We start from the raw sequence: 23,130 nt of genomic DNA, 5'->3' as shown, positions 1-23,130 counted from the left end.
CCCGCGCAATACCTGGAAACACCTGCGCCAGCCCAGCACTGGCGAGGCTTTCAAGGCTTGTTGAAAGTAATGTCACAAGCGTTGGCTTGAAATGAGGCGTATCGTCGTCACATATGCAGGTGACTTTCGCCGAGGATAGTTCGATGCGTGCGTTTCTGGTGTTGCTGCTCCTGTTTCCTGTACTGGAGCTTTACGTTTTCTTCAAGGTGGGGCAGGCCATAGGCTTCTTCCCGGCCTTGCTGCTGATTATCGCCGGTTCTGCAATAGGGGTGCTGGTACTTCGTGTCGCCGGCCTTGCTACCGCCCTGCGAACGCGGGCCAGCCTGCAAAGCGGCGAGCTGCCGGCTCAGGACATGCTTAACGGCGCAATGGTCGCCGTGGGTGGCCTGCTGTTGATTATTCCAGGGTTTATCAGCGACGTTGTTGGTCTGTTCTTCCTATTGCCCATTACTCGTGGAGTGATGGCGGGCAAGCTTAAAGACCGCACCCAGGCGCATGTGATGCGCCAGCGTTCGTTCACGGATGCAGGGCCCGGCGCACCGCCACATAGTGCCCGGCAGCCGAATGTTATTGAAGGTGAGTACGAACACCGCGATTCCTGACCCACCGCCATAACGCACTACGCCTCCATTTTCGGGGGCGTAGTGCGTTATGGGCCATGGAAAAGGCAAAAAATTTTCAAGGCCGGCCTTGCAATCCAGGTGCACGGCCTCATGTATGGGTCACCGCAAGGTTCCGGCGCGAATGCCGGTCAATAATCTGCGTTGGGCGTATCGCGCAACGCGACCGGCGATAGCCGGACTGCATCAATGGGCCGGGTGAACCTGGCCGATGAACAACCATAATTAGGAGAGATCGACAATGAAGCTTCGTCCTCTGCATGACCGCGTCGTCATTCGCCGCAGCGAAGAAGAGTCCAAGACCGCGGGCGGCATCGTTCTGCCGGGTTCGGCTGCCGAGAAGCCAAACCGTGGTGAAATCGTTGCAGTTGGCACCGGCCGCGTTCTGGACAGCGGTGAAGTACGTGCCCTGGCGGTCAAGGTTGGCGACAAGGTCGTATTCGGTCCTTACTCGGGTAGCAACACTGTCAAGGTTGATGGCGAAGACCTGCTGGTCATGAGCGAGAACGAAATCCTCGCCGTCGTCGAAGGCTGAGTGCTCGCACTGGCCTCCCGTCATCCCTTCTGTTCATAGGAAACTATCATGGCTGCTAAAGACGTAAAATTCGGCGACTCCGCTCGCAAGAAAATGCTGGTTGGCGTTAACGTTCTGGCGGACGCTGTCAAAGCGACCCTGGGCCCGAAAGGCCGCAACGTTGTACTGTCCAAGAGCTTCGGCGCACCGACCATCACCAAGGACGGCGTTTCCGTTGCCAAGGAAATCGAACTCAAGGACGCCTTTGAGAACATGGGCGCCCAACTGCTGAAAGACGTAGCCTCCAAGGCTAACGACGAAGCAGGCGACGGCACCACCACCGCTACCGTGCTGGCCCAGGCCATCGTTAGCGAAGGCCTGAAGTCTGTCGCAGCCGGCATGAACCCAATGGACCTCAAGCGCGGCATCGACAAGGCGACCATCGCCATTGTTGCCGAGCTGAAGAACCTGTCCAAGCCTTGCGCCGACAACAAGGCCATTGCTCAGGTAGGTACCATCTCTGCCAACTCCGACCGTGCCATCGGCGACATCATTGCCGAAGCCATGGAAAAAGTCGGCAACGAAGGCGTGATCACTGTTGAAGAAGGCTCGGGCCTGGAAAACGAACTGTCTGTTGTAGAAGGCATGCAGTTCGACCGTGGCTACCTGTCCCCTTACTTCGTGAACAAGCCGGACACCATGGTGGCCGAGCTGGACAACCCGCTGCTGCTGCTGGTTGACAAGAAGATCTCCAACATCCGTGAACTGCTGCCAGTGTTGGAAGCCGTTGCCAAGTCGGGCCGCCCGCTGGTGATCGTTTCCGAGGACGTTGAAGGCGAAGCGCTGGCCACCCTGGTGGTGAACAACATGCGCGGCATCGTCAAAGTGGCAGCCGTCAAGGCGCCTGGCTTCGGCGACCGCCGCAAGGCCATGCTGCAGGACATCGCCATCCTGACCGGTGGTACCGTGATTTCCGAAGAAATCGGCCTGACCCTGGAAACCACTACCCTGGAGCACCTGGGCACCGCCAAGCGCGTGACCATGACCAAGGAAAACACCACTGTTGTCGATGGTGCAGGTTCCAAGGAAGACATCCTGAGCCGCGTTTCCCAGATCCGTGCCCAGGTTGCCGACACCTCGTCCGACTACGACCGCGAAAAACTGCAAGAGCGCCTGGCCAAGCTGTCTGGCGGCGTTGCAGTGATCAAGGTTGGCGCTGGTACCGAAGTTGAAATGAAAGAGAAGAAGGCCCGCGTTGAAGACGCCCTGCACGCGACCCGTGCAGCCGTTGAAGAAGGCGTGGTACCTGGCGGTGGTGTTGCCCTGGTACGTGCCCTGCAGGCCATCGTTGACCTCAAAGGCGACAACGAAGACCAGAACGTGGGTATTGCACTGCTGCGCCGCGCTGTTGAATCACCACTGCGCCAGATCGTGGCCAACGCTGGCGACGAGCCAAGCGTCGTGGTAGACAAGGTCAAGCAGGGTACCGGCAACTACGGTTACAACGCAGCGACCGGCGAGTACGGCGACATGATCGAAATGGGTATCCTGGACCCAGCCAAGGTTACCCGTTCCGCGCTGCAAGCAGCCGCTTCCATCGCTTCGCTGATGATCACCACCGAAGCCATGATCGCTGACCTGCCGGAAGACAAGGCAGCTGGCGGCATGCCAGACATGGGTGGCATGGGCGGTATGGGTGGCATGGGCGGCATGATGTAAGCCAGCCTCACCTTGCGCCATAAGGCCCTGCCGGTAAAACGGCAGGGCCAGCGTCAACACAAACCCCTGCCTACGTGCAGGGGTTTGTCGTTTCTACGGGGATGCTTTTCTCCTTACGCACTACATCGTCCATCATGTAGGAGCCTGCGACAGCGGGCGAATAGGCTTAATCAGGCCACCCTAACCGGCGGTGGCTTCACCGTCTTTACCCCACCGCTTCAACCGCCCCGCCAAGGGCAGCCACCGGCCGACGGTACAACACCGCGCAATAGGCCCCGAGGCAGATCCACCAGCAGAACACGGCCGTCCACACATTGTGGGAAAAGAAATGCGCGCCCTGGAGCATGCGACCTACAGAAAAAATCACCCCCAGCCCCAACGCTACACCGAAGGCATAGCGCGCCAGCCGTGGCCGGCGGTCACGCAAGGCGAAATAGAGTGCAAACAGCGTAAAGCCTGTGGCGGCATGGCCCCCCGGCCAGCAGCGCCCAGGGCTGTCGGTTTCCGGCCGGGTGTCGAACACCTTGCTGTAGGTTTCGCTGCCCCCGAACTGCGTCAGGCTCCAAGGGCACTGCACAGCCGTAAGGGCTTTGAGCGGTGTGACAAAACTGGTCGAGAGGGCCATCGACAGCACCACACAGCCCAGCTCCCTACGCCATGGCTTGAGCTGCCGCACAACAAACGCCCCTGCAAATGCCAGCAATGCGAGCAGTGCAATGGCAATCACGGCCTGCTTGGCCCGGTCGTGCAATACGTTTTCCAGGAACGCACTGTGCCGGCCAAGGAACTGGCGTGCACGGCTGTCATAGGCCATGCGCGCCATCCACATGTCCAGGTTGGTGAATTCGAGCAGCAGCAGGCCCACCACTAACAGCGCTGGAATACCCAATGCAAGTGGCCAGTTGAGCGGGCGGGAACGATGCAACACCATGGTGCCTCCAAATACTGGGCAAGGGCCGGATGGCGCCATACTGTGTCCGTGCATGCGTGGCAGTGGCGTCAAGCCGGTGTGAAAATTTCGGAGTGACGTTTACGCTGGCCGAAGGCAGCAAACAGGGGGTAAGCTGCCCCCCGCTTCAGGCCGTGCAGCGTTCACAGAGGAAACACCCATGCGCATTCTCGTGGTGGAAGACAACCGCGACATTCTTGCCAACCTGGCCGATTACCTTGGCCTCAAAGGCTATACGGTCGATTGTGCCCAGGACGGCCTGTCGGGGCTGCACTTGGCAGCCACCGAGCATTACGACCTGATCGTGCTAGACGTGATGCTGCCCGGTATCGACGGCTTTACCCTGTGCAAGCGGCTGCGCGAAGACGCCCGCCGTGATACGCCCGTGATCATGCTTACGGCGCGGGACCAACTGGATGATCGTCTCCAAGGCTTCCGGCATGGGGCAGACGACTATCTGGTCAAGCCCTTTGCCCTGTCGGAATTGGCCGCGCGGATCGAAGCCGTGATGCGGCGTGCTCAAGGCGGCGGCCGGCGAACCTTGCAAGTGGGTGAGCTGCAATACGACCTGGACACCCTGGAAGTGACCCGCGAGGGCAAGTTGCTCAAGCTCAACCCTGTAGGGTTGAAGCTGCTGGCGGTGCTGATGCAGAAAAGCCCGCATGTGCTACGGCGTGAGGTGCTGGAAGAAGCCCTGTGGGGGGACGATTGCCCAGACAGCGATAGCCTGCGCAGCCATGTGCATCAGCTGCGACAAGTGATCGACAAACCCTTCGCCAAGCCGCTGCTGCATACCGTCCACGGTGTGGGCTACCGCCTCACCGAGGGGCGTGATGGAGTTTAAGCAAAGCCTTGCCCAACGGATCATCATCGCCTTTGCCTTGATGAGCGCATTGGTGGCTGGCGCTTTCGCGGTCGGTATCGTGGCTACGGTGCACCTGGTGGAAGAAAAGCTGATCTCTTCGGGCCTTGGAGGGGACCTTCAGCGCCTGCTGCTGATGGACACCATGGACGACTGGAGCCACCGGCCAGAGCCGGACCAGCTGTTCTATTTCAGCGATGGCCAAGGGGACTTCGCCCTCCCCAAGGACCTTCGGCACCTTTCGGCAGGGTTTCATGAGGTGTTTCGTGGAGACCTGTCCTACCACGCCATGGTCGAGATCGTGGATGGCCGGCGGTATGTGCTGCTTCAAGACCAAAGCGATTTCGAGGAGCGCGAGCGCATTCTGTTCGCCGTGGTTCTGGTGGGTTTCGTACTCAGCCTGGCGCTGGCCGGCTTCCTGGGCTGGGTACTGGCTCGCCGTGTGATGGCGCCGGTGATTCGTCTGGCCCGGCAAGTACGGCACCGGGACCAGTTGCTGGGGCTTGCTCCACCCCTGGCGCCAGACTACGCCGAGGATGAAGTAGGGCAGTTGGCTGTTGCGTTCGACGCTACCCTGGGGCGGCTGCGCCAGGCGCTCACCCGCGAGCGGCTGTTTACTAGCGACGTGAGCCACGAATTGCGAACCCCCTTGATGGTGCTGGCCACGTCCTGCGAACTCTTGCTGGCCAACGATAACCTGGACACCCGCGCCCGTGCCCAGGTTGAGCGTATTACCCGTGCCTGCGAAGAAATGCGCGAGCTGGTTCAAACCTTCCTGATGCTGGCCCGTGCACAGCGCAATGAAACCATGGGTGCCCAGACCACCCTAGGTAAAGTGGCCGACGACCTTGTGGCCCAATGGCAGCAACCCATCGCGCAGAAGGGTTTACGCTTGGTTTATGAACGGGGCGAACCTGATGGTGAGCACTTCAACGCCACCTTCCTGCATACCGTCATGAGCAACCTGTTGCGTAATGCCTTGCACTACACCGACCAAGGCTTCATTCGCCTGAGCTTGAATCAAGGAGGCTTCAGCGTGGAGGATTCAGGGGTCGGTATTCCTGAAGAAAAGCGCGAAGCCATGTTCCAGCCGTTCGTACGCGGTAATGAAAAGCGTGGAGAAGGCCTTGGGTTGGGCCTGTCACTGGTGCAACGTATCTGCGATGACCAAGGCTGGGTTGTCACCCTGACTGCGAACGAACCCCAGGGTTGCGCGTTTCATGTGGTGCTGGTGCCGGCGCCTCCCGTACACCCTGTGCACTGAAACGTATTTTCAGACGGCGACGTCTTGAAACATCTGGCAACAGCAAGTCCGGCCTGTTAACGTCCATGACGGTTTTTTCACGTTTAGATGACTGGTCGATGACCTCCTGGCGCCTAAGGTGCGCACAGGTTTCAGGAGGTTCCAATGACCAGCCCCATCAAGCTTGAATTTTCCGAAAAATACGACGAAGCCCACGCGCAGCGTTATTTTCAAAAGCACCAGAACGGCTTGTCGCGCCGCCTGTCGCACATGCGCGATGTGCAACTGGCACGTAAGGCACTCCAACTGGCTGGCGATCCCAACCTGGTTCTGGACCTGCCCTGTGGCGCGGGGCGCTTCTGGCCCATGCTGGCGGAAAAGCAAAACCGGGTGATCATCGGAGCGGACAATTCGCCAAACATGGTTGCTACGGCTTGCAGGATGCAACCCAAAGACGTAGTGGAACGTGTTCGGCCTATGCAGACGTCAGCCTTTGACATCGATTTGCCGGATAACGCGGTAGACAGCATTTTCTCCATGCGGTTGATGCACCACATCGGAGAGTCCAGCCATCGGTTGGCAATGCTGCGCGAGTTTCATCGGGTTACCCGGGATTCGGTCATTTTGTCGTTGTGGGTAGACGGCAACTTCAAGGCCTGGAAGCGGCAACGGGCTGAGCATCGTCGCGCTCGCCGTGGAGAAGGGCCGGCCTACCAGAACCGGTTCATGTTGCCAGCTGCCACGGTCGAGGCCGAGTTTGCTCAGGCAGGTTTCAGGCTTCAGGAGCGTTTAGATTTCTTGCCGCTGTATGCCATGTGGCGAGTGTACGTATTACGTAAGGAGTGAGTAGCATGGCAGTACAACCGGCAAGCGAATTCAACCAGCCCAGCGGGCCCTCCGGGTTCGATCACTACTGGGGCACCAAAGGCGAGTGGGTAGAAGAACCCAACCGGCGGCGGGGCGGTGAAAGCGGTGTGCAGCGTGTAGTCCTGGGCAATGACCACCTGATTTATGTAAAGCGCCAGGTGGGCCACATTTACCGCTCACCTTTGCATCCTTTTGGCCGCCCCACCGTGTTGCGCGAGCGAGATGCCTTGCAGGGTTTGAGTAAGCTGAACGTGCGCGTTCCCAGGCTGTTGTTCTGCGATGCTCAACGCGACACGGCGCTGGGCTGGAAAGCCTTGCTGGTGACCGAGTCCCTGGACGGGTTCGAGGAGATTACCCAGTGGTATGAAAAAGGCGGCCGCGAACGTTACGGCGAGGCGGTGCACGACCAGTTGCTCAAGGACCTGGCCGATAACCTGGCCCGCATGCACCAAGGGCGCTGGCAGCACAGTTGCTTGTACATCAAGCACGTATTTGTGCGGGTAGTGGAAGGCGCCAGTGGGCTTCGCGCTGAGGTGGCATTGCTGGACCTTGAAAAGTGCAGGCGCCGCCTCACTGCCGCCGCTGCTTCCCAGCACGACATGAAGCAATTGCGCCGCCATTCGTCGTTCAGCAAGGCAGACTGGACCAAGCTGGTCTACTTTTATGAGAACGCGTTTGGCAGCGTTGTCAAAGGGTTAGAGCGATGAACCTACACTTTGCACGAAGTTTGTTTCTGTTGGGCTCACTGGCAGTGGCGACCGCAGCGTTCGCGGCATGGGACGAACCACGCCCCGGCGTATTGCGTGCTGAAGACGGGCAGGGGTTCTGCGTGTTACCGCGAGCCCAGAAGGGTGAAGCCGCTTCAGCGGTACAGCCAAGCCACAATGCCCTCCTATTGATGTTTGGGCTGACCCAGGGCCTGCGTTCCGGCGCGTGAGGCGCTCCCCAGTTCGCAGGCTTCGCCAGCTCCTACAGTATGCGTCGGGGGGCTTGTAGGACCGGTCGTAGCCAAAGGCGGAGGCCGGGAACCTGCGGCGTGAAGCGCCCCCAATTCGCAGGCTTCGCCAGCTCCCACAGTATGCAGAGGCCGGGAACCTGCGGCGTGAAGCGCCTCCCCCAGTTCGCAGGCTTCGCCAGCTCCCACAGGGGCACTGGGCTGAATGTCTACAGCCCAACCACCTGCACGTGGTTGTCCCAATAAGCCGAAGGCAGGTCCATGGGCGTACCTAGCCATTGCCCTGTGTGGGCGCTGTAATAGCGGCAGCGCCCTTGGCCGGATGTCACCACAAACCCCCCCTTCACTGCGGCCACACCAGCGCAGTCCGGCATGGGCGCATCTACCTTTACCTCAGCCGTGTCCAGGTGCCAGACGAAAAAGCGGTTTGAGCGCGGTGCAGTAATCGCCACCAGCCGCAGCTCATCGTTGATGGCGACACTGGCGGTGTAGTGGCCCATCGAGCGCAGTTGAGCGTCGCTTACCGGGAATGGAATGAACGCCTCCCCGGGCCGCTTGATCGCCAGCAACGGCGCCACATCCTCTGCACTGCCCATGAATTGCTGGCATGCCGCCACGGTGCCGTCATGGGCAATCGCCAAGTGCCGGATGCTGTTCATAGGCTGGGCCAGGGTTTCCTTACTGATCAGGGTGCCGTCTCGGTGCATCAGTACAAGGCTGGGCGCCATGGCGTCCAGGTTCATGTCCACGCGGCTTTCAGCTTCAGTTCGGATACCGCCGTTGGCAACCACCAGGGTTTCGCCATCGGGCATCCAGGCCAGTTCATGGGGGCCGACCCCATGTGTCGTCAGCTCGCCAGCAAAGGCTAGGTGCTCACCCGCGAACCGGTACAGGCCCACCACGCCTTTGCCCGGCTCGGTGGTATCGTTCTCGGTGGTGTACAGCCACTCCCCGCTGCTGTGAATCACGGCATGGCCATAAAAGTGCCTGCCTGGCCGAGCGTGCAGGGTTTGCACGAGTCGGCCGTCACGCAGATCAAGCAGGTAGCACTCAGTGCCCGGCCGCCTTGCGACGAACAATGCCAAAGGCTGTGAAGGGTGCTCGATGATGGCATGGCAGCGTTGGGACACCGGCGTGCTGAACGCCACACGCCCATCCAAACGGTAACCTACCGCGTAGTGACCACCTTGCGCGTCATCACGTGCAGACAGCAGCAGAGGTGTTGCGCCCCGGTTGCCCGCCAACCGCCAGCCTCCCAATTGCAAGGCGTTGGTGAGTCGGCCAACCAATGCCGAAAGCGAACGTGGCCACATGTCAGTCACCGTCGTTGGCATTGAAGCCCAGTTGAATGTTGAGTGCCCGGGCCAACTCGCCTTCGTGCAGCCGGTGAACCGTGTTCAGGCTGTCGTAGAGGTGGTTGAGGGTTTGCAGGCCGGCGGGGTCGGCCAGCAGTTCAGTAAGGGTTTTGGTGTTGTCAGCCAAGGCCTTGCCAGCTACCGCGTAGGCAGCGTCGATTTTCTGTGCCAAGGGCTTCTGGTCACCAGGTAGCAGGTTGCGCAAGCCCTTGCCGTCCACCCCGTTCCACACGGCTTGGGCCGCATTCAAGCTGGCTTGCAGGCTTTTCAGGGAAGCCTGGCTGCGCCAGGCTTCGGCCTGGTAGGGCTGAGGCACGCCTTTGCTCTGGCGACCCATAGGGGCGCCGAGTTTTTTCTTCAAGCTGTCCAGCGCGGTAACCTGCGCACGCAGCAGGTCTGCAATGGCTTCGTGAGCATCGGCATAGCGTTGGTTGGGGAAGGTACTCAGCTGCGAGAGCATGCCGTCGTTACGCTTCCAGCCTTCGAGTATGTCCTCGGCCAAGGCTTTCTGATGGGCGCCAATGGCCACTAACAGCGGGCAGTAGCTGGCCTTGCGTGCGCTGTCGGCCACTTCCGGCTTACTGTCGAACAGGATGTATTCGTAGGCGGACAGCCCTTGAACCACCACACTGGCCTTGGCCAGGGAGGCCGCGTCTACCGCACCGCCCGCCACCAGTTGTTCGACCTGGCGGCCTACGAGGTTTTTCTTGTCCGGCCAGAACTGCACGGACCAGGGGCGATTACCTTCGGCCAGTGGGCCGATCAATAGGGGCTGCAAGGCCGCCCAGGCTTTCTGGGCAGCGAGGAAGTCTGCACGGGCCTTGTCCAGGCTTTCGGTGCCCTGGCAGAACGCCAGGGCGCTTTGGGCCAACTGGCGGTCGGCGTCTACCCATTGGCTGTAAGTAGGCAATATGACTTGTTTGGCCAGGGCGGCGCTGGTCACTGCCTGCGGGTCCTGAGGGGCGCAGGCCCCAAGGGCCAGGGCGGCGAGGCTGGTGAACAACAGCTTGGGACGGAACATGAAAGGCTCCAGGGTAAAAGGGTAGGAATGTTATAGGGATTCGAGAAAGGCCACCAATGCCGCGCGCTCGCTGGCATCAAAGCCCAGTACATGAGCCTTGGCCTCGGCAGCTTCGCCGCCGTGCCATAGCACCGCTTCAAGAGGGGAGCGTGCACGGCCATCGTGCAGGAAGCGCCCACGGGGGTTCACGGTGCTCGACAGGCCCAGGCCCCACAGTGGCGGTGTGCGCCAGTCCTGCCCCCGTGCTTCGAACTCGCTATGGGCATCTGCCAGGCCGGGGCCCATGTCATGCAGCAACAGGTCGGTATACGGGCGGATCACTTGGTTGGCCAGCTCGGGTTCGGCGGCATCGGCCCGCGTACGGTACTGGGGCACATGGCAGGTTTGGCAGCCGGCTTGATAGAACAGGGCCTTGCCCTGCAGCACCTGCGGCTCACCTTCGCCACGGCGCGCTGGCACACCCAGGTTGCGGCTGTAGAACAACACCAGGCGGCGAATATTGTCACTGACCTCGAAAGGTTCTTCGGCGCTTTGATTGCCATTGATGGCCTGCAGGCAGGCCGCTTGGGCTGGCGTACAGTCGTCGTTCAGGTGCACCGAGGAGGTGACCCCCAGGTCGCCTGCAAAGGCATGGGCATTTTGCTGGTCCACGGTGGGCTGCGCCGCTTTCCAGCCGAACCGGCCAACAACCTGCTGCCCGGTAACATCGTCAAACACGCGGTTGGGCCGCCCTTTTACCCCGTTGCCAGCGGCAGCCTGGGCGGTTGCCGTATCCAGAATGGCCTGTTCCGGAATGGCCTCCAGCAGGCCCAGCCCGATCATCGGCGGGGCAATGCGTGCCGACATCCGTACCTCAGGGGCCAATGGGCCGTAGCCCAATTGATCAATACGCAACCTAGGCTTGCGAAGCTCCAGCGTAAAGCCATCTGCAAAGGTGACGGGCACGGGGTCATAGTCCACACGCACACGACCTTCAGGCGCTACACCTGGAATAGCCATGTCCTGTAGCTGCATGCCGTATACCGGTTCCGGTGTAAAGCCAAGCTGGCGTACAACGTCCAGGCCAGGATCAACCGTGGGCACAGACAGCCGTACCAGCATGGACACGGCGTTGGTGGCACCGGGCTCAGGTGGCTGGCCCCGGCCATCGCGAATGTGGCAGTTCTGGCAGGCGTTGGTATTAAACAGCGGCCCCAAGCCGTCACGGGCGGTGGTTGTGGAGGGCGCGATCACCCAAGGGTTGCGAAAGAAGCTGTTGCCCACGCTGAAGTCTACCCGGCGGGCCGGGCTCAGGTTGGCAGAGGGCAGGGCATAGGCGTTCACATCGGTGCGTTGTACGGTCGCTGTGCCTCCGGACAGGCGCTCACCTGGCTCGGGCTGGGTGAAACGGGGCGCCTGGTCGCACGCCGCCAGTGCAGCACACAGTACCGTCAGCAACAGTGGCAAACGAAGCGGCATCGCAAACATCGGAACAACCTGTGCTGCAAAGATGCAAAAGCGAGCCACTGCAGGGCAGGGCTCGCCAGTAGGGGCTTTTGAAAGCGTGCGATCAGAACTCGTGTTCAGCGTTGTCCGGGTTCAGGTCGGTGATGCCCAGCTTGCCCGAAGCCTGCTCGATCGCACCGGTCTGCTTGACCAATGCACCAATGGCGTCCCGTACGATCTGGTTGCCGGTGGTATTGCCTGCAGCGATCAACTGGTCGAAGTGCTCACCCTTGTTGGCGTGGTCCACGATCACTTGCATCTTGGCTTCGGTATCGGCCAGGTCGGCCTTCAGGGCGTCATCCGTGGCGGGGTCGATCTTGGCCACCAGCGACGACAGGCTTGGCCCGGTCAGGCGTGTGCCGTCGGTGCGCACGTACTCGCCCAGGTACACATTGCGAATGCCCTTGGCGTTGTAGAAGGCAGAATTGTGGGTGTTGTCGCTGAAGCAGTCGTGTTCGTCTTCAGGTGAATTGGCTTCCAGTGCCACCTTCAACCGTTCGCCTGCCAGTTCGCCCAAGGACAGGCTGCCCATGCCGAACAGCATTTTGCGCAGGCCACCGTCCACCGGCTCGGCTTCCAAGCTGGCGCGGTAATTGTCTGCCACGTTGGGCTTCCAGTTGCCCACCATTTCAGTGAGGTCGCTGACCAGCAGGTCGGTAGCCGCCTTGAGGTAGGCACGGCGGCGGTCGTTGTGGCCACCGGTGGCGCCCTTGCCTTCGAGGTAGTCGCTGGCAGGGCGGTTGCCGGCGCCGGGGCCTGTACCGTTAAGGTCCTGGCCCCACAGCAGGAACTCGATGGCGTGGTAGCCAGTGGCGACGTTGGCCTCCGAACCTCCCAGTTCATTGAGGCTGGCCAGTTTCTCCGGCGTGATGTCTTTTACGTCTACCTTGTCTTCGCCTACTTGGATCTGGGTGTTGGCGATGATGTTGGCGGTGGCGCCCGGATTGCCCAAGGCCGGCTCGTAGCCCTTAGCGACGTAATCGATCAGGCCTTCGTCCAGAGGCCAGGCGTTCACTTGGCCCTCCCAGTCGTCGATGATGGTATTGCCGAAGCGGAAGGCTTCACTTTGCAGGTAGGACGGGCGAGCGGCCAGCCAGGCGTCCCGTGCTGCTTTCAGGGTGCTGGCGTCAGGCTTGGCCAGGAAGGCGTCCACTGCACCCTGCAGGGTGGTTGCCGTAGTGAGGGCGTCGCTGAACACCGCATACACCATCTCGCTGTAGTGGGCGACCACAGCCTTGGCCGCGGTTTCGTCCAAGGCAACGGCCGCTGGCGTAGCGCTGGCATTGGTGGCAGCAGGCGTGGAATTCTGGGCAGCGGCTTTTTCCTTGTCGCTGTCACCGCAACCGGCGAGCGAAATGGCGACAGCCAGCAGACTGGCAACCAAGGGCGTACGGATCATGGGCAATTCCTGCGTCAAAGTGGCGATAGGCGCCCGTGGCGCCGAACGAAGCGGGCCACATGATGCGAAGGATTTGCATTTGATGTAAAGGGCCGGGTGAAAAATAATTCATGGGCCCGGCAGGTTCACAGTGGCAATGAGCTAGCGCGTTCCGCTTGCTTGAGGAAGGCCAGCAATTCTCTGGCCGGCAACGGACGGGAATAATAGTAGCCCTGGCCTTCATGGCAGCCCTCGGCAATGATGTAGGCCTCCTGCTCAGCGGTTTCCACCCCTTCGGCGATCACCTGCATGCCCAGGCTTTTGCCCAGCTGGATCACCGCCCGCACAATGGTAGCGTCGTCTTCGTCGTCCAACAGGTCCTTCACGAAGCTCTTGTCGATCTTGATCTTGTCTAGCGGCAACGAGCGCAGGTAGCCCAGCGACGAATAGCCGGTGCCAAAGTCGTCGATCGCAATCAGCGCGCCCGAGCGGCGCAGGCTCAGCAAATGTTGGGCAGCGGTACTGATGTCTTCCATCAGGCCGGTTTCCGTGACTTCCAGCTCAAGGCTGCGCGGCGGCAGCCGGTAGGTTTGCAGAATATTGCTCACTACCCGAGGCAGTTCGCTGTGGTGCAATTGCACCGTAGACAAGTTCACGGCCATGCGCAGGTGCGTATAGCCTTGGTCATGCCACTCACGCAGTTGCTTGCAGGCCTGGTCCAATACCCACTCGCCAATGCCCACGATAGTGCCGTTCTGCTCGGCCAAGGGGATGAACTGGTCAGGTGGAATGAAGCCGAATTCGGGATGCTGCCAGCGTATCAAGGCTTCCACCCCTACAATGCGATGGTCCCGGTAGCTGATCTGCGGTTGGTACACCAGGAACAGCTGGTTACCCGCCATTGCATCGCGCAAGGCCTTTTCCAGCTCACGACGGCGGCGCATTTCGCTGTCCACGCTGGCCACGTAGAACTGGTAACGGTTGCGCGACCGGGTCTTGGCCAGGGTCATGGTCTGCTCAGCCTTTTGCAGCAGCTTTTCAGTGCTGTCCCCATCTTCGGGGAACAAGGTGATGCCAATGGTGGCACGCAAGCGAATTTCCCGACCGTCCAGAGCAAAGGGCGCGGCCAGGTCATCCAGAATCTGCTGGGCGAGGGCGGCTGCTTTGTAGGGCTCTTCGATATTGGCCTGCACCAGGGCGAATTGGTCGCCACCCAGCCGGGCCAGTGCCCCCAGGCGCCCACTGTGGGCCCGCAGGCGGTCTGCTGTGGCCAGTAGCAATTGATCCCCGGCCTGGTAGCTGAACTGCTCGTTCACCCCTTTGAAGTCATCCAGGCCTACACAGATCACGGCCACACGTCGTTGCAGGCGGGCAGCGTCGATCAGGATCTGGTCCAGTTGCTGCTGAAGCTGAAGGCGGTTGGGCAAGCCGGTCAAAAAGTCGTACTGGGACATGCGCAGCAGGCTGTCCTCGGCTTCGCGGCGCAGGGTGGTATTGCGTTCGATCGAAGCCAACAATTGGTTCGAGGTGCGTACCCACAGCCCCAATTCGTTGTGTTCGTGGCCCGGCGGTACCGGCAACTGGTATTGGCCTGGCCGGTCTGGCGTGATTTCGCTCAGGTGCTGCAGCAGGCGCGACAGTGGCTTGGTCAGCAGCCAGTGGTAGATCAGGTACAGCACCAGGCCCATCAGCATGGCGCGCAATACTCCGGACACGAACAGCACCACGGAGCTGCGTACGAACTCGTCCCCGTAGGTAACGGTATCGAGGGTGATGTTCAGGTCGCCGTAGTACTCACTGTACGGCGGGTGGCCCACCAACCGGATGCTGAACGAACGCTCCTGGCCCAAGGCCGGGTCGGTCAGCCAGCGGGTGGGCGAAGCCGTCAGCGGGCGTTCGCGGCTGGCCAGCATCTCTTCACCAGGGTAACCGATGGAAGCCGCACGCACGGCCGGGTCCTGGAACAGGCCTTCGATCACCTGCATGGCCATTTCCTTGTCCAAGCTGTAGACCGCCTGGGTGGAAGGGTCCTGGAACATGTCAAGGATGCGCTGGGCGTCTCGGGCGATCGTATGGCGGGTTTTATAGCCATCCAGCACAATTTGCCCACAGCTGAGCGCCACACCTACGATAAGCGTCGAGAGTAGTACGATCCTCAGCAGTTTCAGCGACAAGCTGTGCTTGAGTTCCACCTTCAAAGGAAGATTCCTTGTTCCGAGCGCGCGGTACTAGTCGGCCGAGTATTGGCAAAACCAGGGTTGACCGTCAAAGGGTTCGAGCAGATTCAGGACGCGGCGTGCCACGCAGCCGACGAAAAAAGTGCGTCACCTCTGTATCGGAGCGTAGCGAGGGAACTTGAGGGGGAGTGGCCAAAACCTGCCCAACGGTACAGGCAGTGCGCTGAAGCGGTAGCGCCAGGAGGGGGGTAAACCCGCGAACCTGGTGGGTTCGCGGGTGATGCAGCTGTGCAAAGCGTTACGCTTTGAAGGTGCTGCCTTCGAACTGCTGGGCTACGAAGTCCCAGTTCACCACGTTCCAGAACGCCTCAACGTATTTAGGGCGAACGTTGCGGTAGTCGATGTAATAGGCGTGCTCCCACACATCACAAGTCAGCAGAGGGGTATCGCCGCTGGTAATAGGGTTGCCAGCGCCAATGGTGCTGGCAAGGGCCAGGGAACCATCAGGTTTTTTCACCAGCCAGCCCCAGCCGGAACCGAAGGTGCCGATGGACGTTTTGCTGAACTCTTCCTTGAATTTTTCGAACGAGCCGAAGGCCTCGGTGATGGCCTCGGCCAGCTTGCCCGAAGGCTCACCGCCGCCGTTGGGCGACAGGCAGTTCCAATAGAAGGTGTGGTTCCAGACCTGGGCGGCGTTGTTGAAGATGCCACCGGAGGAGGACTTGACGATCTCTTCGAGGGTTTTGCCTTCGAATTCGGTGCCTGGAACCAGGTTGTTCAGGTTCACGACGTAGGTGTTGTGGTGCTTGTCGTGGTGGAATTCCAGGGTTTCCTTGGAAATGTGCGGCTGCAGGGCATCGTGTGGATAGGGCAGCGGCGGCAGTTCAAAAGCCATGTGAAACTCTCCTAGTCAGGCTGTTGCATTATGCGCAAGGCCGATCACGGGCGGCCGTGGCTGCACCCGCAGGGCGGGCACAGGCCGAGGATCATAGCACCCGTGGCAGGGCATCACCACGCGCCAATGTCAGGCGCTAGACACTGCGCGCAGGCCAGGCGCAACGGCCTAACCGCGGATCAACTGCACCGCCACTGCGAACATCATCAGGGCGACACACAGGTCCAGCACCCGCCATGTGGCCGGGCGCGCCAGCCAGGGCGCCAACCAGGCAGCGCCCAGTGCCAGGGTGAAAAACCACACCACCGATGCGCTGGCGGCCCCTGCTACATAGGCCTCCGGTACGGCCTGGCGCGCGCCGACACTGCCGATCAGCAACACCGTATCCACGTACACATGGGGGTTGAGCAGGGTAACGGCCAGTGCGCTGAGCAGCACGGCCTGGCGCGAGCGGGGTGCCTGGTTGGCAGCCGCCAGGGCCTGCCGTGAACAGGCACGGCGCAGGGCGCAGTAGCCATACCACAACAGGAACGCCGCGCCGCCCCAGCGGGCAATGGCCAGCAGAGTAGGGCTTTGGGCAAGTACGGTGGCCAGGCCGAATACCCCTGCGCTCACCAGCAGCACATCACACAGCACACACAGGGCTGCCACAGGCAGGTGGTGTTCACGCCTGAGGCTTTGAGCCAACACAAAAGCATTCTGTGCGCCGATGGCAATGATCAGGCCGATCGCGATGATCAGCCCGTTGAGGTAACTCTGCAGCATGGTCTGTCTCCCTTGAATAGGTGACAGTCTGCGGGCCCATGAGCTATAAGAAAAACACATCTTGCTCATGAGGCATTAGCAAAACTGATGTTCGATTACAAACTGCTGTCGGCGCTGGCTATGGTGATCGAGCAGGGGGGCTTCGAACGGGCGGCCCATGTACTGGGCCTGTCGCAGTCGGCGGTATCCCAGCGCATCAAGCTGCTGGAAGCGCGGCTGGGTGAGCCGGTGCTGGTTCGCGCCACACCACCCATCCCAACCCCAGTAGGCCGCCAGTTGCTCAACCATGTGCAGCAGGTTCGGTTGTTAGAGCATGACCTGCGCGACGCTGTGCCCCGCCTGGACGACAGCACGCTACCAGAGCGCCTGCGTGTGGCGATAAACGCCGACAGCCTGGCCACCTGGTGGGCTGATGCCGTAGCCAGCTTTTGCCAGGAGCGCGGGGTACTGCTGGACCTGGTCGTCGAAGATCAGGACGTGGGGCTGCGGCGCATGCGGGCTGGCGAAGTGGCGGGCTGCCTGTGTGCCGAAGCGCGGCCAGTGGCAGGCGCCCGCAGCGAAGCCCTGGGCGCCATGCGTTACCGGGCGGTGGCTACCCCGGCGTTCCTGGCGCGTCACTTTCCTCATGGCTTCACTGCACCTCTGCTGGCCCAGGTGCCTGCGTTGGTCTACGGGCCCGATGACCTGCTGCAACACAGGTTCATGGCGTCATTGGGGCTTGATGGAGGGTTCGCGCACCACTTGGTGCCGTCCTCGGAAGGCTTCGTGCGCATGACTGAAGCGGGCCTGGGCTGGGGGCTGGTGCCCGAACGGCAGGTGCAGGCACAACTGGCCAGCGGTACGCTGGTGGAGCTGCTGCCAGACCGGCCCAGCGATATTCCGTTGTACTGGCACCATTGGCGCAATGGCGGCAAGCTGCTCGCCGACCTGACCACCGAACTGGTAAACGCAGCGGGCCGTGCCTTGGTGCCGCTGGCAAGCGTCGGCCCTGTGGACGTGAACACCTGATGAGTAACCTATGAGCATACTGGTCACCGGCGCAAGCGGATTCATTGGCGCCAGCTTCGCCCATTACGCCTTGAGCCAAGGCTTGGCCGTGCGTGCTACCGGGCGCCGGCGCGAGCGCCTGGCGCCCCTTGCCCAGTCAGGGGCTGAGGTGGTGGAGGGGGACCTGGCCGATGCGGCGTTCGCGCGCCGCGTATGCCAAGGCGTGGACGCGGTGGTGCACTGTGCCGGGCTGGGCGGGCACTGGGCGCGCATGGCGGACCTGGAACGCGCCAACCTGGCGGTGACCGAAAACATCGTGGAAGCCTGCCTCAAAGAGCAGGTGCAGCGGCTGGTGTACCTGTCCAGCGCCCAAGTGTACGAGCGCCCCCGCACCACCCAGCCCTTGCGAGAGGATCAACTGCCCGCGCGCCGTCGCACCGTACAGGCAGATATTCGCTTTCGGGCCGAACAGCGGGTGTTCGGTGCCGAGGAGTTCGGCCTCCAGGTGCTGGCCCTGCGCCCGGCCCCAGTGGTGGGCGAAGGTGAGCCGACGTTCTGGCCCGGTGTGTTCGGCCGGTGCGCCAAAGGGCGCTTGCGTATTCTGGGCAAGGGCCTGAACACCGTGGACTTCACCACCCAGGCCAACCTGAACCAGGCACTGCTGGCGGCACTGTACGCGGGTGAAGACGCCGTGGGCCGCGTGTACAACATTGCCAATGGCGCACCGGTGCCCTTCTGGGACGTACTCAACTATGGGCTTCGCCAATTGCAGCTGCCGCCGTTGCGGGCCTACACAGGCGCAGGGCTGGCCCGCTTCAAAGCCGGCGCCTCGGCCTTGGCCTGCGAGTACTGGCCTGGCCGCCCAAGGCCTTTACTGCTGCCCGCCGATATCGCTTGGATGACTGAGGATTTCGCCTTGGACATCACCCGCGCCCGTCAGTACCTGGGTTATCAGCCCAAGGCTTCGGTGTGGGCTGGCATGGACGCCCTATGCCAAGGCTGGCGCGCCAGGGACACGTCCGGCAAATACCGCTAGCCACGGCGGCCGGCCTTCCGGCGTGGCCACGGTGGTAAACTGGGCGCCTTCTGCCACTACTTACCGTTCCGGAACGCTTGCACATGCGCAAAGACGCCTCAGACGATTACGACAATCTGCCCAGCCTTACGGCCAACGACCGCGACGACGATGCCCCTTTGCTTGATCAGCCGGTCAACCGCCACGAGGCGGTGTATTCACGCGACACGCCTGTGGTGAAGGTGAAGGCACCGGGGTTCGGTGCGCTCTGGGCGCTGGTAGCGGCCCTGTTCATTGCCCTGGGTGTGCTGGGTTGGTGGAGCTTCCAGCAGATGTCCATGATGGAGCAGCAACTGGTCGCCACCCAGGACAGTTTTGCCAAGGTCAGCGAAGAAGCCGCAGGGCGGTTGCAAGCCATCAGCGGCAAGGTGGCCGATGGGGAAAACAGCGTGGCCAGCGACACAGAAGCCTTGAAGCTGCAAGTACGCCAGCTGCAAGCCAAGCTGGATGACCAAAGCCGCCAGCAGCAAGGCACCAGCGGGCAACAGGGTGCTACCGACAAGCGTGTGGAGCAGCTAGGTAGCCAGTTCAGTGCGCAACAGGCCGCTGCAGAACAAGTGCAGAACCAGCTCAAAACCCTGGCCGCCGACCTGGCCGCCCTCAAGGCGGCACAAGAAGGGCAGGCGGCCCTTGATACTCAACTCAAGGGCTTGGCTGCAGACGTCGCTGCGCTGAAGAAACAGGGGGACCCTGCCAGCCGTATCGAACGCCTGGAGCAGGACCTGATCGTGGTGAAAAGCGAACTGGACAACCGCCCGGCCCCTCAGGCTGCCGGCCCCAGCACTACCGAGTTTGACAGCTTCCGAGGGCAGACCACCCGTAACATCAATGGCCTGCAGGCACAGATCCAGAACCTTCAGCAGCAACTGGATCGTAAAGGGCCATAAGGCCCCTTAAGCCCCGTGGGGGTGTTACACGCCTTCAGAGCGCAGGGTAATCCACGTAACCTGTGGCACCTTCGGCGTAGAAGGTTTCCGGGTGGGGTGCGTTCAAGGGGGCATCGGCCGCCAGGCGCTCGGGCAGGTCCGGGTTGGCAATGAACGGTACGCCAAACGCGACCGCATCCGTGTCACCCCGGGCGATGGCCGCATTGGCGCTGGCCTTGGTGAAGCTTTCGTTGGCCACGTACACGCCACCAAACGCGGCTTTCAACTGTGGGCCCAGGCTGTCAGCCGCCTCTTTCTCGCGGGCGCAGATAAACGCAATGCCCCGCTTGCCCAGCTCGGTGGCCACGTAGGTGAAGGTTTCGGCACGGTTGGCATCGCCCATGTCGTGCAGGTCTGCCCGTGGCGACAGGTGCATGCCCACGCGCCCTGCGCCCCATACGCCCACGACCGCATCGGTCACTTCCAGCAACAGGCGGGCACGGTTTTCCACGCTGCCGCCGTACTGGTCGGTGCGCTGGTTGGTGCTGGTTTGCAGGAACTGGTCCAGCAGGTAACCGTTGGCGCCATGGATTTCAACGCCGTCAAAGCCGGCTTTCTTGGCGTTCTCAGCGCCCAGGCGGTAAGCCTCGACGATCCCTGGGATTTCAGCCGTTTCCAACGCCCGTGGCGTTTCGAAGGCTGTGATAGGGCGCACCAGGCTCACATGGCCAGCCGGCTGGAGGGCGCTGGGAGCTACGGGTAGCTTGCCGTCCAGGTAACGGGAGTGGGAAATACGGCCCACATGCCAGAGCTGCAGGAAAATACGCCCACCTGCCCCGTGCACGGCCTGGGTAACCTTGGCCCAGCCGGCCACCTGCTCATCGTTCCAGATGCCAGGTGTGTTGGGGTAGCCCACGCCCATAGGCTCTACCGAGGTGGCTTCGGACAGGATCAGCCCAGCGCTGGCGCGCTGAACGTAGTACTCGGCCATCAAGGCGTTGGGAATGCGGCCTTCATCGGCACGGCAGCGGGTGAGCGGTGCCATGAATACCCGGTTGGGCAATTCAAGGTCGCCTACACGAATGGGGTCGAACAGCGTCGTCATCGATCAGGCCTCTCGTCAGTGGGTAGCAGGTGCCAGGCCGGCAGTGCCGCCCCGGTAAAACGTAAAGAAGGTCACAATCAGTGCGAGCACGGCCAAGGCCGCAGCGGCCAGGGGCACACGGGTAAGGCCCAGGCCGTGGTCAATCACGGTACCGCCCACCCAGGCGCCCAAGGCGTTGCCAACGTTGAACGCGCTGATGTTCAAAGTGGACACCAGGTTGGGCGCAGCCTTCCCAAAACTCACCACGTTCACTTGCAGCGCGGGCACGGCGGCGAAGGCGGCCATGGCCCACACGAACAGCGTGACCTCGGTAGGCACCACGGCCACGCTGGCCCAGGCCAGCACAGTGCACATCACTGCCATGGCGATAAACGCACCGGCCAGGGTGCCAGCCAATTGCCGGTCTGCCAGCTTGCCGCCCACGATATTGCCCAGGGTCAGGCCCAGGCCGATCAGCAGCAGGGTGAGGGTGATGCCCCGGTCAGACACCCCCGTCACTTCGCCCAGCAACGGCGCGATGTAGGTGAACAGGGCGAACATGGACGCAGAGAACAGGGCCGTCATGCTCAAGGACAGCCAAATGCCACGGCCCCTGAGACCGGCCAGTTCGGCGCCCATGTCCAGCTTTTGCTCGTCGTGGCGGTTGGGCAGAAAACGCAGCAGCCCCACGAACGCCAGTACGCCGATCACGGTCACGCCCCAGAAGGTAGCGCGCCAGCCCAGGGCCTGGCCCAGTGCGGTGCCCAGTGGCACCCCCAGCACGTTGGCCAGGGTAAGCCCGGTGAACATCAAGGCCACGGCCGAGGCCCGTTTGTTGGGGGCGACCAGGTTGGCCGCCACCACCGAACCGATACCGAAGAACGCGCCATGGCACAGGGCCGTGACCACGCGGGCAAACATCAGTACGTTGTAGTCGGAGGCCACGGCGCACAGCAGGTTGCCCACGATAAACACCGCCATCAGCACCACCAGCGCCAGCTTGCGGGGCAGGCGTGCCGTGGCCATGGCCATGAAGGGGGCGCCCAGTGCTACGCCTAGGGCATAGCCTGTGACCAGCCAGCCTGCGCCGGGAATGGATACGCCCAAGTCCTGTGCCACATTGGGCAACAGCCCCATGATCACGAATTCGGTGGTGCCGATGGCGAATGAGCTCAGCGCCAGAATAAACAACGGAAGTGGCATGGAAGGTCCTTTCAGAGCTGGTCGCTCAATTGCGTGAGGAACAGCTGCAACTGGGCCTCGTTACGTTGGAAATAATGCCATTGCCCCACCTTGCGGCTGGTCACCAGGCCCGCCCGCTGCAAGGTGGCCAAATGAGCCGACACGGTGGACTGGGACAAGCCGCAGCGCTGGTCGATCTGCCCGGCGCACACGCCGTAGCCCAGGTTGTGGCACTGGCCTGGAAACTCCGCTTCCGGGTGTTTCAACCACCGCAGGATGTCACGGCGTACAGGGTGGGACAGGGCTTTGAAGATATCGTCGAGGTTCATAGGCTCAGTGCCGAGGGCCAATGGCGGTACAGGGTGAAGGCATAACGGTATATCGCGATGCAACGAACTATAAATCGTTATATCGCGATATACAAATATCGTTCTGTCGTGATGTCCAGGTTTCTCGCTATATGGCACCGCCACCCAGTGATACGCTGCGGGCATGAATTTTCTTGCGCACCTCCACCTGGGTGGCCCTTCCCCTGAGCAGATGCTCGGCAGCCTGTATGGCGACTTCGTCAAAGGCACGCTTGAGGGTCGGTTTCCTATCGAACTGGAAGCAGGTATTCGCCTGCACCGGGCCATCGACCGTTACACCGACACCCACCCTCGCGTCGTGGAAGCCATTAGCCGGTTCCCCGCCGAGCGGCGACGGTACGCCGGCATCGTTCTGGATGTGTTTTTCGACCACTGCCTGGCCTTGCACTGGGCGGACTATCACCCCGAACCCCTGCCGGTATTTACCCGGCGCGTGTACGCCGTTTTGAACAGCACGCCGGACCTACCAGGCCGGCTGGCTAACATTGCGCCCTACATGGTGATGGACGACTGGCTAGGGTCCTATCAGGACTTCGAGGTGCTCGGCCGTGTGCTGCAGGGTATTTCTCGGCGGCTCTCCCGGCCCGAAGGGCTGTTGGGGGCGTTGCCAGAGCTGCGTGCGCTGTACCCGCAGCTGTTGAACGACTTCCGGCTGTTCTACCCGCAGGTGCAGGCGTTCGCGTCAGGTTACGGGCAAGGTCAGGGCGCCTTTAGCAACTAAACGGCTGGGGCTGGGTCTTTTTCCACAGGCCCTGTCTATTGA

Annotated in this window: 23 protein-coding genes; 12 read left to right on the top strand and 11 right to left on the bottom strand. The window is 61.7% G+C overall.

What is annotated here, in order from left to right; all coding sequences use genetic code 11:
* The first annotated feature begins 143 nt into the window (after nt 1–143).
* From ACSAMW_RS10420 to groL, 3 genes are all read left to right on the top strand, one after another.
* Entirely contained in the window at nt 144–602 is a 459-nt protein-coding gene (locus tag ACSAMW_RS10420) for an FxsA family protein (RefSeq protein WP_500593858.1), read from the top strand.
* Between the two features lie 259 nt (nt 603–861).
* On the top strand, nt 862–1,155 hold the full coding sequence (locus ACSAMW_RS10415; protein ID WP_028696642.1) for a co-chaperone GroES: 294 nt from the start codon (nt 862–864) through the stop codon (nt 1,153–1,155).
* Nucleotides 1,156–1,203: 48 nt separating this feature from the next.
* Complete coding sequence (gene groL, locus ACSAMW_RS10410; RefSeq protein WP_500593857.1) at nt 1,204–2,853, top strand: chaperonin GroEL; 1,650 nt, start codon at nt 1,204–1,206, stop codon at nt 2,851–2,853.
* Between the two features lie 205 nt (nt 2,854–3,058).
* Here groL and ACSAMW_RS10405 read toward each other — a convergent pair whose 3' ends face one another.
* Complete coding sequence (locus ACSAMW_RS10405) at nt 3,059–3,784, bottom strand: phosphatase PAP2 family protein (protein WP_500593856.1); 726 nt, start codon at nt 3,782–3,784, stop codon at nt 3,059–3,061.
* 178 nt (nt 3,785–3,962) lie between these two features.
* Between ACSAMW_RS10405 and ACSAMW_RS10400 the strand changes: the two genes are divergently transcribed.
* The 5 genes from ACSAMW_RS10400 (at nt 3,963) to ACSAMW_RS10380 (ending at nt 7,711) form a co-directional block, all read left to right on the top strand.
* Nucleotides 3,963–4,646: a response regulator transcription factor gene (locus tag ACSAMW_RS10400; protein ID WP_168083892.1), complete on the top strand. Its 684-nt coding sequence runs from the start codon at nt 3,963–3,965 to the stop codon at nt 4,644–4,646.
* Entirely contained in the window at nt 4,636–5,928 is a 1,293-nt protein-coding gene (locus tag ACSAMW_RS10395; RefSeq protein ID WP_500593855.1) for a sensor histidine kinase, read from the top strand. The genes ACSAMW_RS10400 and ACSAMW_RS10395 overlap by 11 nt, the downstream gene beginning before the upstream one ends.
* A gap of 144 nt (nt 5,929–6,072) precedes the next feature.
* Nucleotides 6,073–6,753, top strand: a complete 681-nt coding sequence (locus ACSAMW_RS10390) for a class I SAM-dependent methyltransferase (protein ID WP_500593854.1) — start codon at nt 6,073–6,075, stop codon at nt 6,751–6,753.
* Nucleotides 6,754–6,758: 5 nt separating this feature from the next.
* Nucleotides 6,759–7,481: a lipopolysaccharide kinase InaA family protein gene (locus ACSAMW_RS10385; protein ID WP_500593853.1), complete on the top strand. Its 723-nt coding sequence runs from the start codon at nt 6,759–6,761 to the stop codon at nt 7,479–7,481.
* Nucleotides 7,478–7,711: a hypothetical protein gene (locus tag ACSAMW_RS10380; protein WP_500593852.1), complete on the top strand. Its 234-nt coding sequence runs from the start codon at nt 7,478–7,480 to the stop codon at nt 7,709–7,711. Before ACSAMW_RS10385 ends, ACSAMW_RS10380 begins: the two co-directional genes overlap by 4 nt.
* A 227-nt stretch (nt 7,712–7,938) precedes the next feature.
* Here the strand turns inward: ACSAMW_RS10380 and ACSAMW_RS10375 are convergent, their stop codons facing one another.
* The 7 genes from ACSAMW_RS10375 to ACSAMW_RS10345 form a co-directional block, all read right to left on the bottom strand.
* A complete protein-coding gene (locus ACSAMW_RS10375) occupies nt 7,939–9,042 on the bottom strand; it encodes a DUF1513 domain-containing protein (protein WP_500593851.1) in 1,104 nt (367 codons plus the stop codon).
* Nucleotide 9,043: 1 nt separating this feature from the next.
* Nucleotides 9,044–10,105: an imelysin family protein gene (locus ACSAMW_RS10370; RefSeq protein WP_500593850.1), complete on the bottom strand. Its 1,062-nt coding sequence runs from the start codon at nt 10,103–10,105 to the stop codon at nt 9,044–9,046.
* A 30-nt stretch (nt 10,106–10,135) separates the two neighbouring features.
* On the bottom strand, nt 10,136–11,572 hold the full coding sequence (locus tag ACSAMW_RS10365; protein ID WP_500593849.1) for a di-heme oxidoreductase family protein: 1,437 nt from the start codon (nt 11,570–11,572) through the stop codon (nt 10,136–10,138).
* A gap of 82 nt (nt 11,573–11,654) precedes the next feature.
* Complete coding sequence (locus ACSAMW_RS10360) at nt 11,655–12,989, bottom strand: imelysin family protein (protein ID WP_500593848.1); 1,335 nt, start codon at nt 12,987–12,989, stop codon at nt 11,655–11,657.
* A 125-nt stretch (nt 12,990–13,114) separates the two neighbouring features.
* The gene (locus ACSAMW_RS10355; protein ID WP_500593847.1) at nt 13,115–15,166 is read right to left on the bottom strand and encodes a putative bifunctional diguanylate cyclase/phosphodiesterase; all 2,052 of its coding nucleotides are present in this window, start codon (nt 15,164–15,166) and stop codon (nt 13,115–13,117) included.
* 277 nt (nt 15,167–15,443) lie between these two features.
* Nucleotides 15,444–16,040: a superoxide dismutase gene (locus tag ACSAMW_RS10350; protein ID WP_500593846.1), complete on the bottom strand. Its 597-nt coding sequence runs from the start codon at nt 16,038–16,040 to the stop codon at nt 15,444–15,446.
* A gap of 168 nt (nt 16,041–16,208) precedes the next feature.
* A complete protein-coding gene (locus ACSAMW_RS10345) occupies nt 16,209–16,805 on the bottom strand; it encodes a LysE/ArgO family amino acid transporter (RefSeq protein WP_500593845.1) in 597 nt (198 codons plus the stop codon).
* 87 nt (nt 16,806–16,892) lie between these two features.
* Here ACSAMW_RS10345 and ACSAMW_RS10340 point away from each other — a divergent pair, with 87 nt between their 5' ends.
* The 3 genes from ACSAMW_RS10340 (at nt 16,893) to ACSAMW_RS10330 (ending at nt 19,754) form a co-directional block, all read left to right on the top strand.
* Nucleotides 16,893–17,813, top strand: a complete 921-nt coding sequence (locus ACSAMW_RS10340) for a LysR family transcriptional regulator ArgP (protein ID WP_500593844.1) — start codon at nt 16,893–16,895, stop codon at nt 17,811–17,813.
* Nucleotides 17,814–17,823: 10 nt separating this feature from the next.
* Nucleotides 17,824–18,828, top strand: a complete 1,005-nt coding sequence (locus ACSAMW_RS10335) for an NAD-dependent epimerase/dehydratase family protein (RefSeq protein WP_500593843.1) — start codon at nt 17,824–17,826, stop codon at nt 18,826–18,828.
* Nucleotides 18,829–18,911: 83 nt separating this feature from the next.
* Nucleotides 18,912–19,754, top strand: a complete 843-nt coding sequence (locus ACSAMW_RS10330; protein ID WP_500593842.1) for an ATPase — start codon at nt 18,912–18,914, stop codon at nt 19,752–19,754.
* A 34-nt stretch (nt 19,755–19,788) separates the two neighbouring features.
* Here ACSAMW_RS10330 and ACSAMW_RS10325 read toward each other — a convergent pair whose 3' ends face one another.
* From ACSAMW_RS10325 to ACSAMW_RS10315, 3 genes are read right to left on the bottom strand one after another with little or no spacing between them, the layout of a single operon-like run.
* Complete coding sequence (locus tag ACSAMW_RS10325; protein WP_500593841.1) at nt 19,789–20,838, bottom strand: alkene reductase; 1,050 nt, start codon at nt 20,836–20,838, stop codon at nt 19,789–19,791.
* 15 nt (nt 20,839–20,853) lie between these two features.
* Nucleotides 20,854–22,020, bottom strand: coding sequence for an MFS transporter (locus tag ACSAMW_RS10320; RefSeq protein ID WP_500593840.1), 1,167 nt, complete (start codon nt 22,018–22,020; stop codon nt 20,854–20,856).
* A gap of 11 nt (nt 22,021–22,031) precedes the next feature.
* The gene (locus tag ACSAMW_RS10315; RefSeq protein ID WP_500593839.1) at nt 22,032–22,328 is read right to left on the bottom strand and encodes an ArsR/SmtB family transcription factor; all 297 of its coding nucleotides are present in this window, start codon (nt 22,326–22,328) and stop codon (nt 22,032–22,034) included.
* Nucleotides 22,329–22,491: 163 nt separating this feature from the next.
* On the opposite strand from ACSAMW_RS10315, the gene ACSAMW_RS10310 reads away from it, so the two are divergent.
* Complete coding sequence (locus tag ACSAMW_RS10310) at nt 22,492–23,088, top strand: acyl carrier protein phosphodiesterase (protein WP_500593838.1); 597 nt, start codon at nt 22,492–22,494, stop codon at nt 23,086–23,088.
* Nucleotides 23,089–23,130: the final 42 nt, after the last annotated feature.

The organism is Pseudomonas sp. AB39(2026) (genome assembly GCF_059831485.1).
Note: the sequence above shows the minus strand (reverse complement) of the source record. Positions and strands in the feature narration are given on the sequence as shown.

What these genes read in the sequence shown, in the direction of transcription:
- ACSAMW_RS10420 (WP_500593858.1), top strand. Translation starts at nt 144, where the DNA reads ATGCGTGCGTTTCTGGTGTTGCTGCTCCTGTTTCCTGTACTGGAGCTT.
- ACSAMW_RS10415 (WP_028696642.1), top strand. Translation starts at nt 862, where the DNA reads ATGAAGCTTCGTCCTCTGCATGACCGCGTCGTCATTCGCCGCAGCGAA.
- groL (WP_500593857.1), top strand. Translation starts at nt 1,204, where the DNA reads ATGGCTGCTAAAGACGTAAAATTCGGCGACTCCGCTCGCAAGAAAATG.
- ACSAMW_RS10405 (WP_500593856.1), bottom strand. Translation starts at nt 3,784, where the DNA reads ATGGTGTTGCATCGTTCCCGCCCGCTCAACTGGCCACTTGCATTGGGT.
- ACSAMW_RS10400 (WP_168083892.1), top strand. Translation starts at nt 3,963, where the DNA reads ATGCGCATTCTCGTGGTGGAAGACAACCGCGACATTCTTGCCAACCTG.
- ACSAMW_RS10395 (WP_500593855.1), top strand. Translation starts at nt 4,636, where the DNA reads ATGGAGTTTAAGCAAAGCCTTGCCCAACGGATCATCATCGCCTTTGCC.
- ACSAMW_RS10390 (WP_500593854.1), top strand. Translation starts at nt 6,073, where the DNA reads ATGACCAGCCCCATCAAGCTTGAATTTTCCGAAAAATACGACGAAGCC.
- ACSAMW_RS10385 (WP_500593853.1), top strand. Translation starts at nt 6,759, where the DNA reads ATGGCAGTACAACCGGCAAGCGAATTCAACCAGCCCAGCGGGCCCTCC.
- ACSAMW_RS10380 (WP_500593852.1), top strand. Translation starts at nt 7,478, where the DNA reads ATGAACCTACACTTTGCACGAAGTTTGTTTCTGTTGGGCTCACTGGCA.
- ACSAMW_RS10375 (WP_500593851.1), bottom strand. Translation starts at nt 9,042, where the DNA reads ATGTGGCCACGTTCGCTTTCGGCATTGGTTGGCCGACTCACCAACGCC.
- ACSAMW_RS10370 (WP_500593850.1), bottom strand. Translation starts at nt 10,105, where the DNA reads ATGTTCCGTCCCAAGCTGTTGTTCACCAGCCTCGCCGCCCTGGCCCTT.
- ACSAMW_RS10365 (WP_500593849.1), bottom strand. Translation starts at nt 11,572, where the DNA reads ATGTTTGCGATGCCGCTTCGTTTGCCACTGTTGCTGACGGTACTGTGT.
- ACSAMW_RS10360 (WP_500593848.1), bottom strand. Translation starts at nt 12,989, where the DNA reads ATGATCCGTACGCCCTTGGTTGCCAGTCTGCTGGCTGTCGCCATTTCG.
- ACSAMW_RS10350 (WP_500593846.1), bottom strand. Translation starts at nt 16,040, where the DNA reads ATGGCTTTTGAACTGCCGCCGCTGCCCTATCCACACGATGCCCTGCAG.
- ACSAMW_RS10345 (WP_500593845.1), bottom strand. Translation starts at nt 16,805, where the DNA reads ATGCTGCAGAGTTACCTCAACGGGCTGATCATCGCGATCGGCCTGATC.
- ACSAMW_RS10340 (WP_500593844.1), top strand. Translation starts at nt 16,893, where the DNA reads ATGTTCGATTACAAACTGCTGTCGGCGCTGGCTATGGTGATCGAGCAG.
- ACSAMW_RS10335 (WP_500593843.1), top strand. Translation starts at nt 17,824, where the DNA reads ATGAGCATACTGGTCACCGGCGCAAGCGGATTCATTGGCGCCAGCTTC.
- ACSAMW_RS10330 (WP_500593842.1), top strand. Translation starts at nt 18,912, where the DNA reads ATGCGCAAAGACGCCTCAGACGATTACGACAATCTGCCCAGCCTTACG.
- ACSAMW_RS10325 (WP_500593841.1), bottom strand. Translation starts at nt 20,838, where the DNA reads ATGACGACGCTGTTCGACCCCATTCGTGTAGGCGACCTTGAATTGCCC.
- ACSAMW_RS10320 (WP_500593840.1), bottom strand. Translation starts at nt 22,020, where the DNA reads ATGCCACTTCCGTTGTTTATTCTGGCGCTGAGCTCATTCGCCATCGGC.
- ACSAMW_RS10315 (WP_500593839.1), bottom strand. Translation starts at nt 22,328, where the DNA reads ATGAACCTCGACGATATCTTCAAAGCCCTGTCCCACCCTGTACGCCGT.
- ACSAMW_RS10310 (WP_500593838.1), top strand. Translation starts at nt 22,492, where the DNA reads ATGAATTTTCTTGCGCACCTCCACCTGGGTGGCCCTTCCCCTGAGCAG.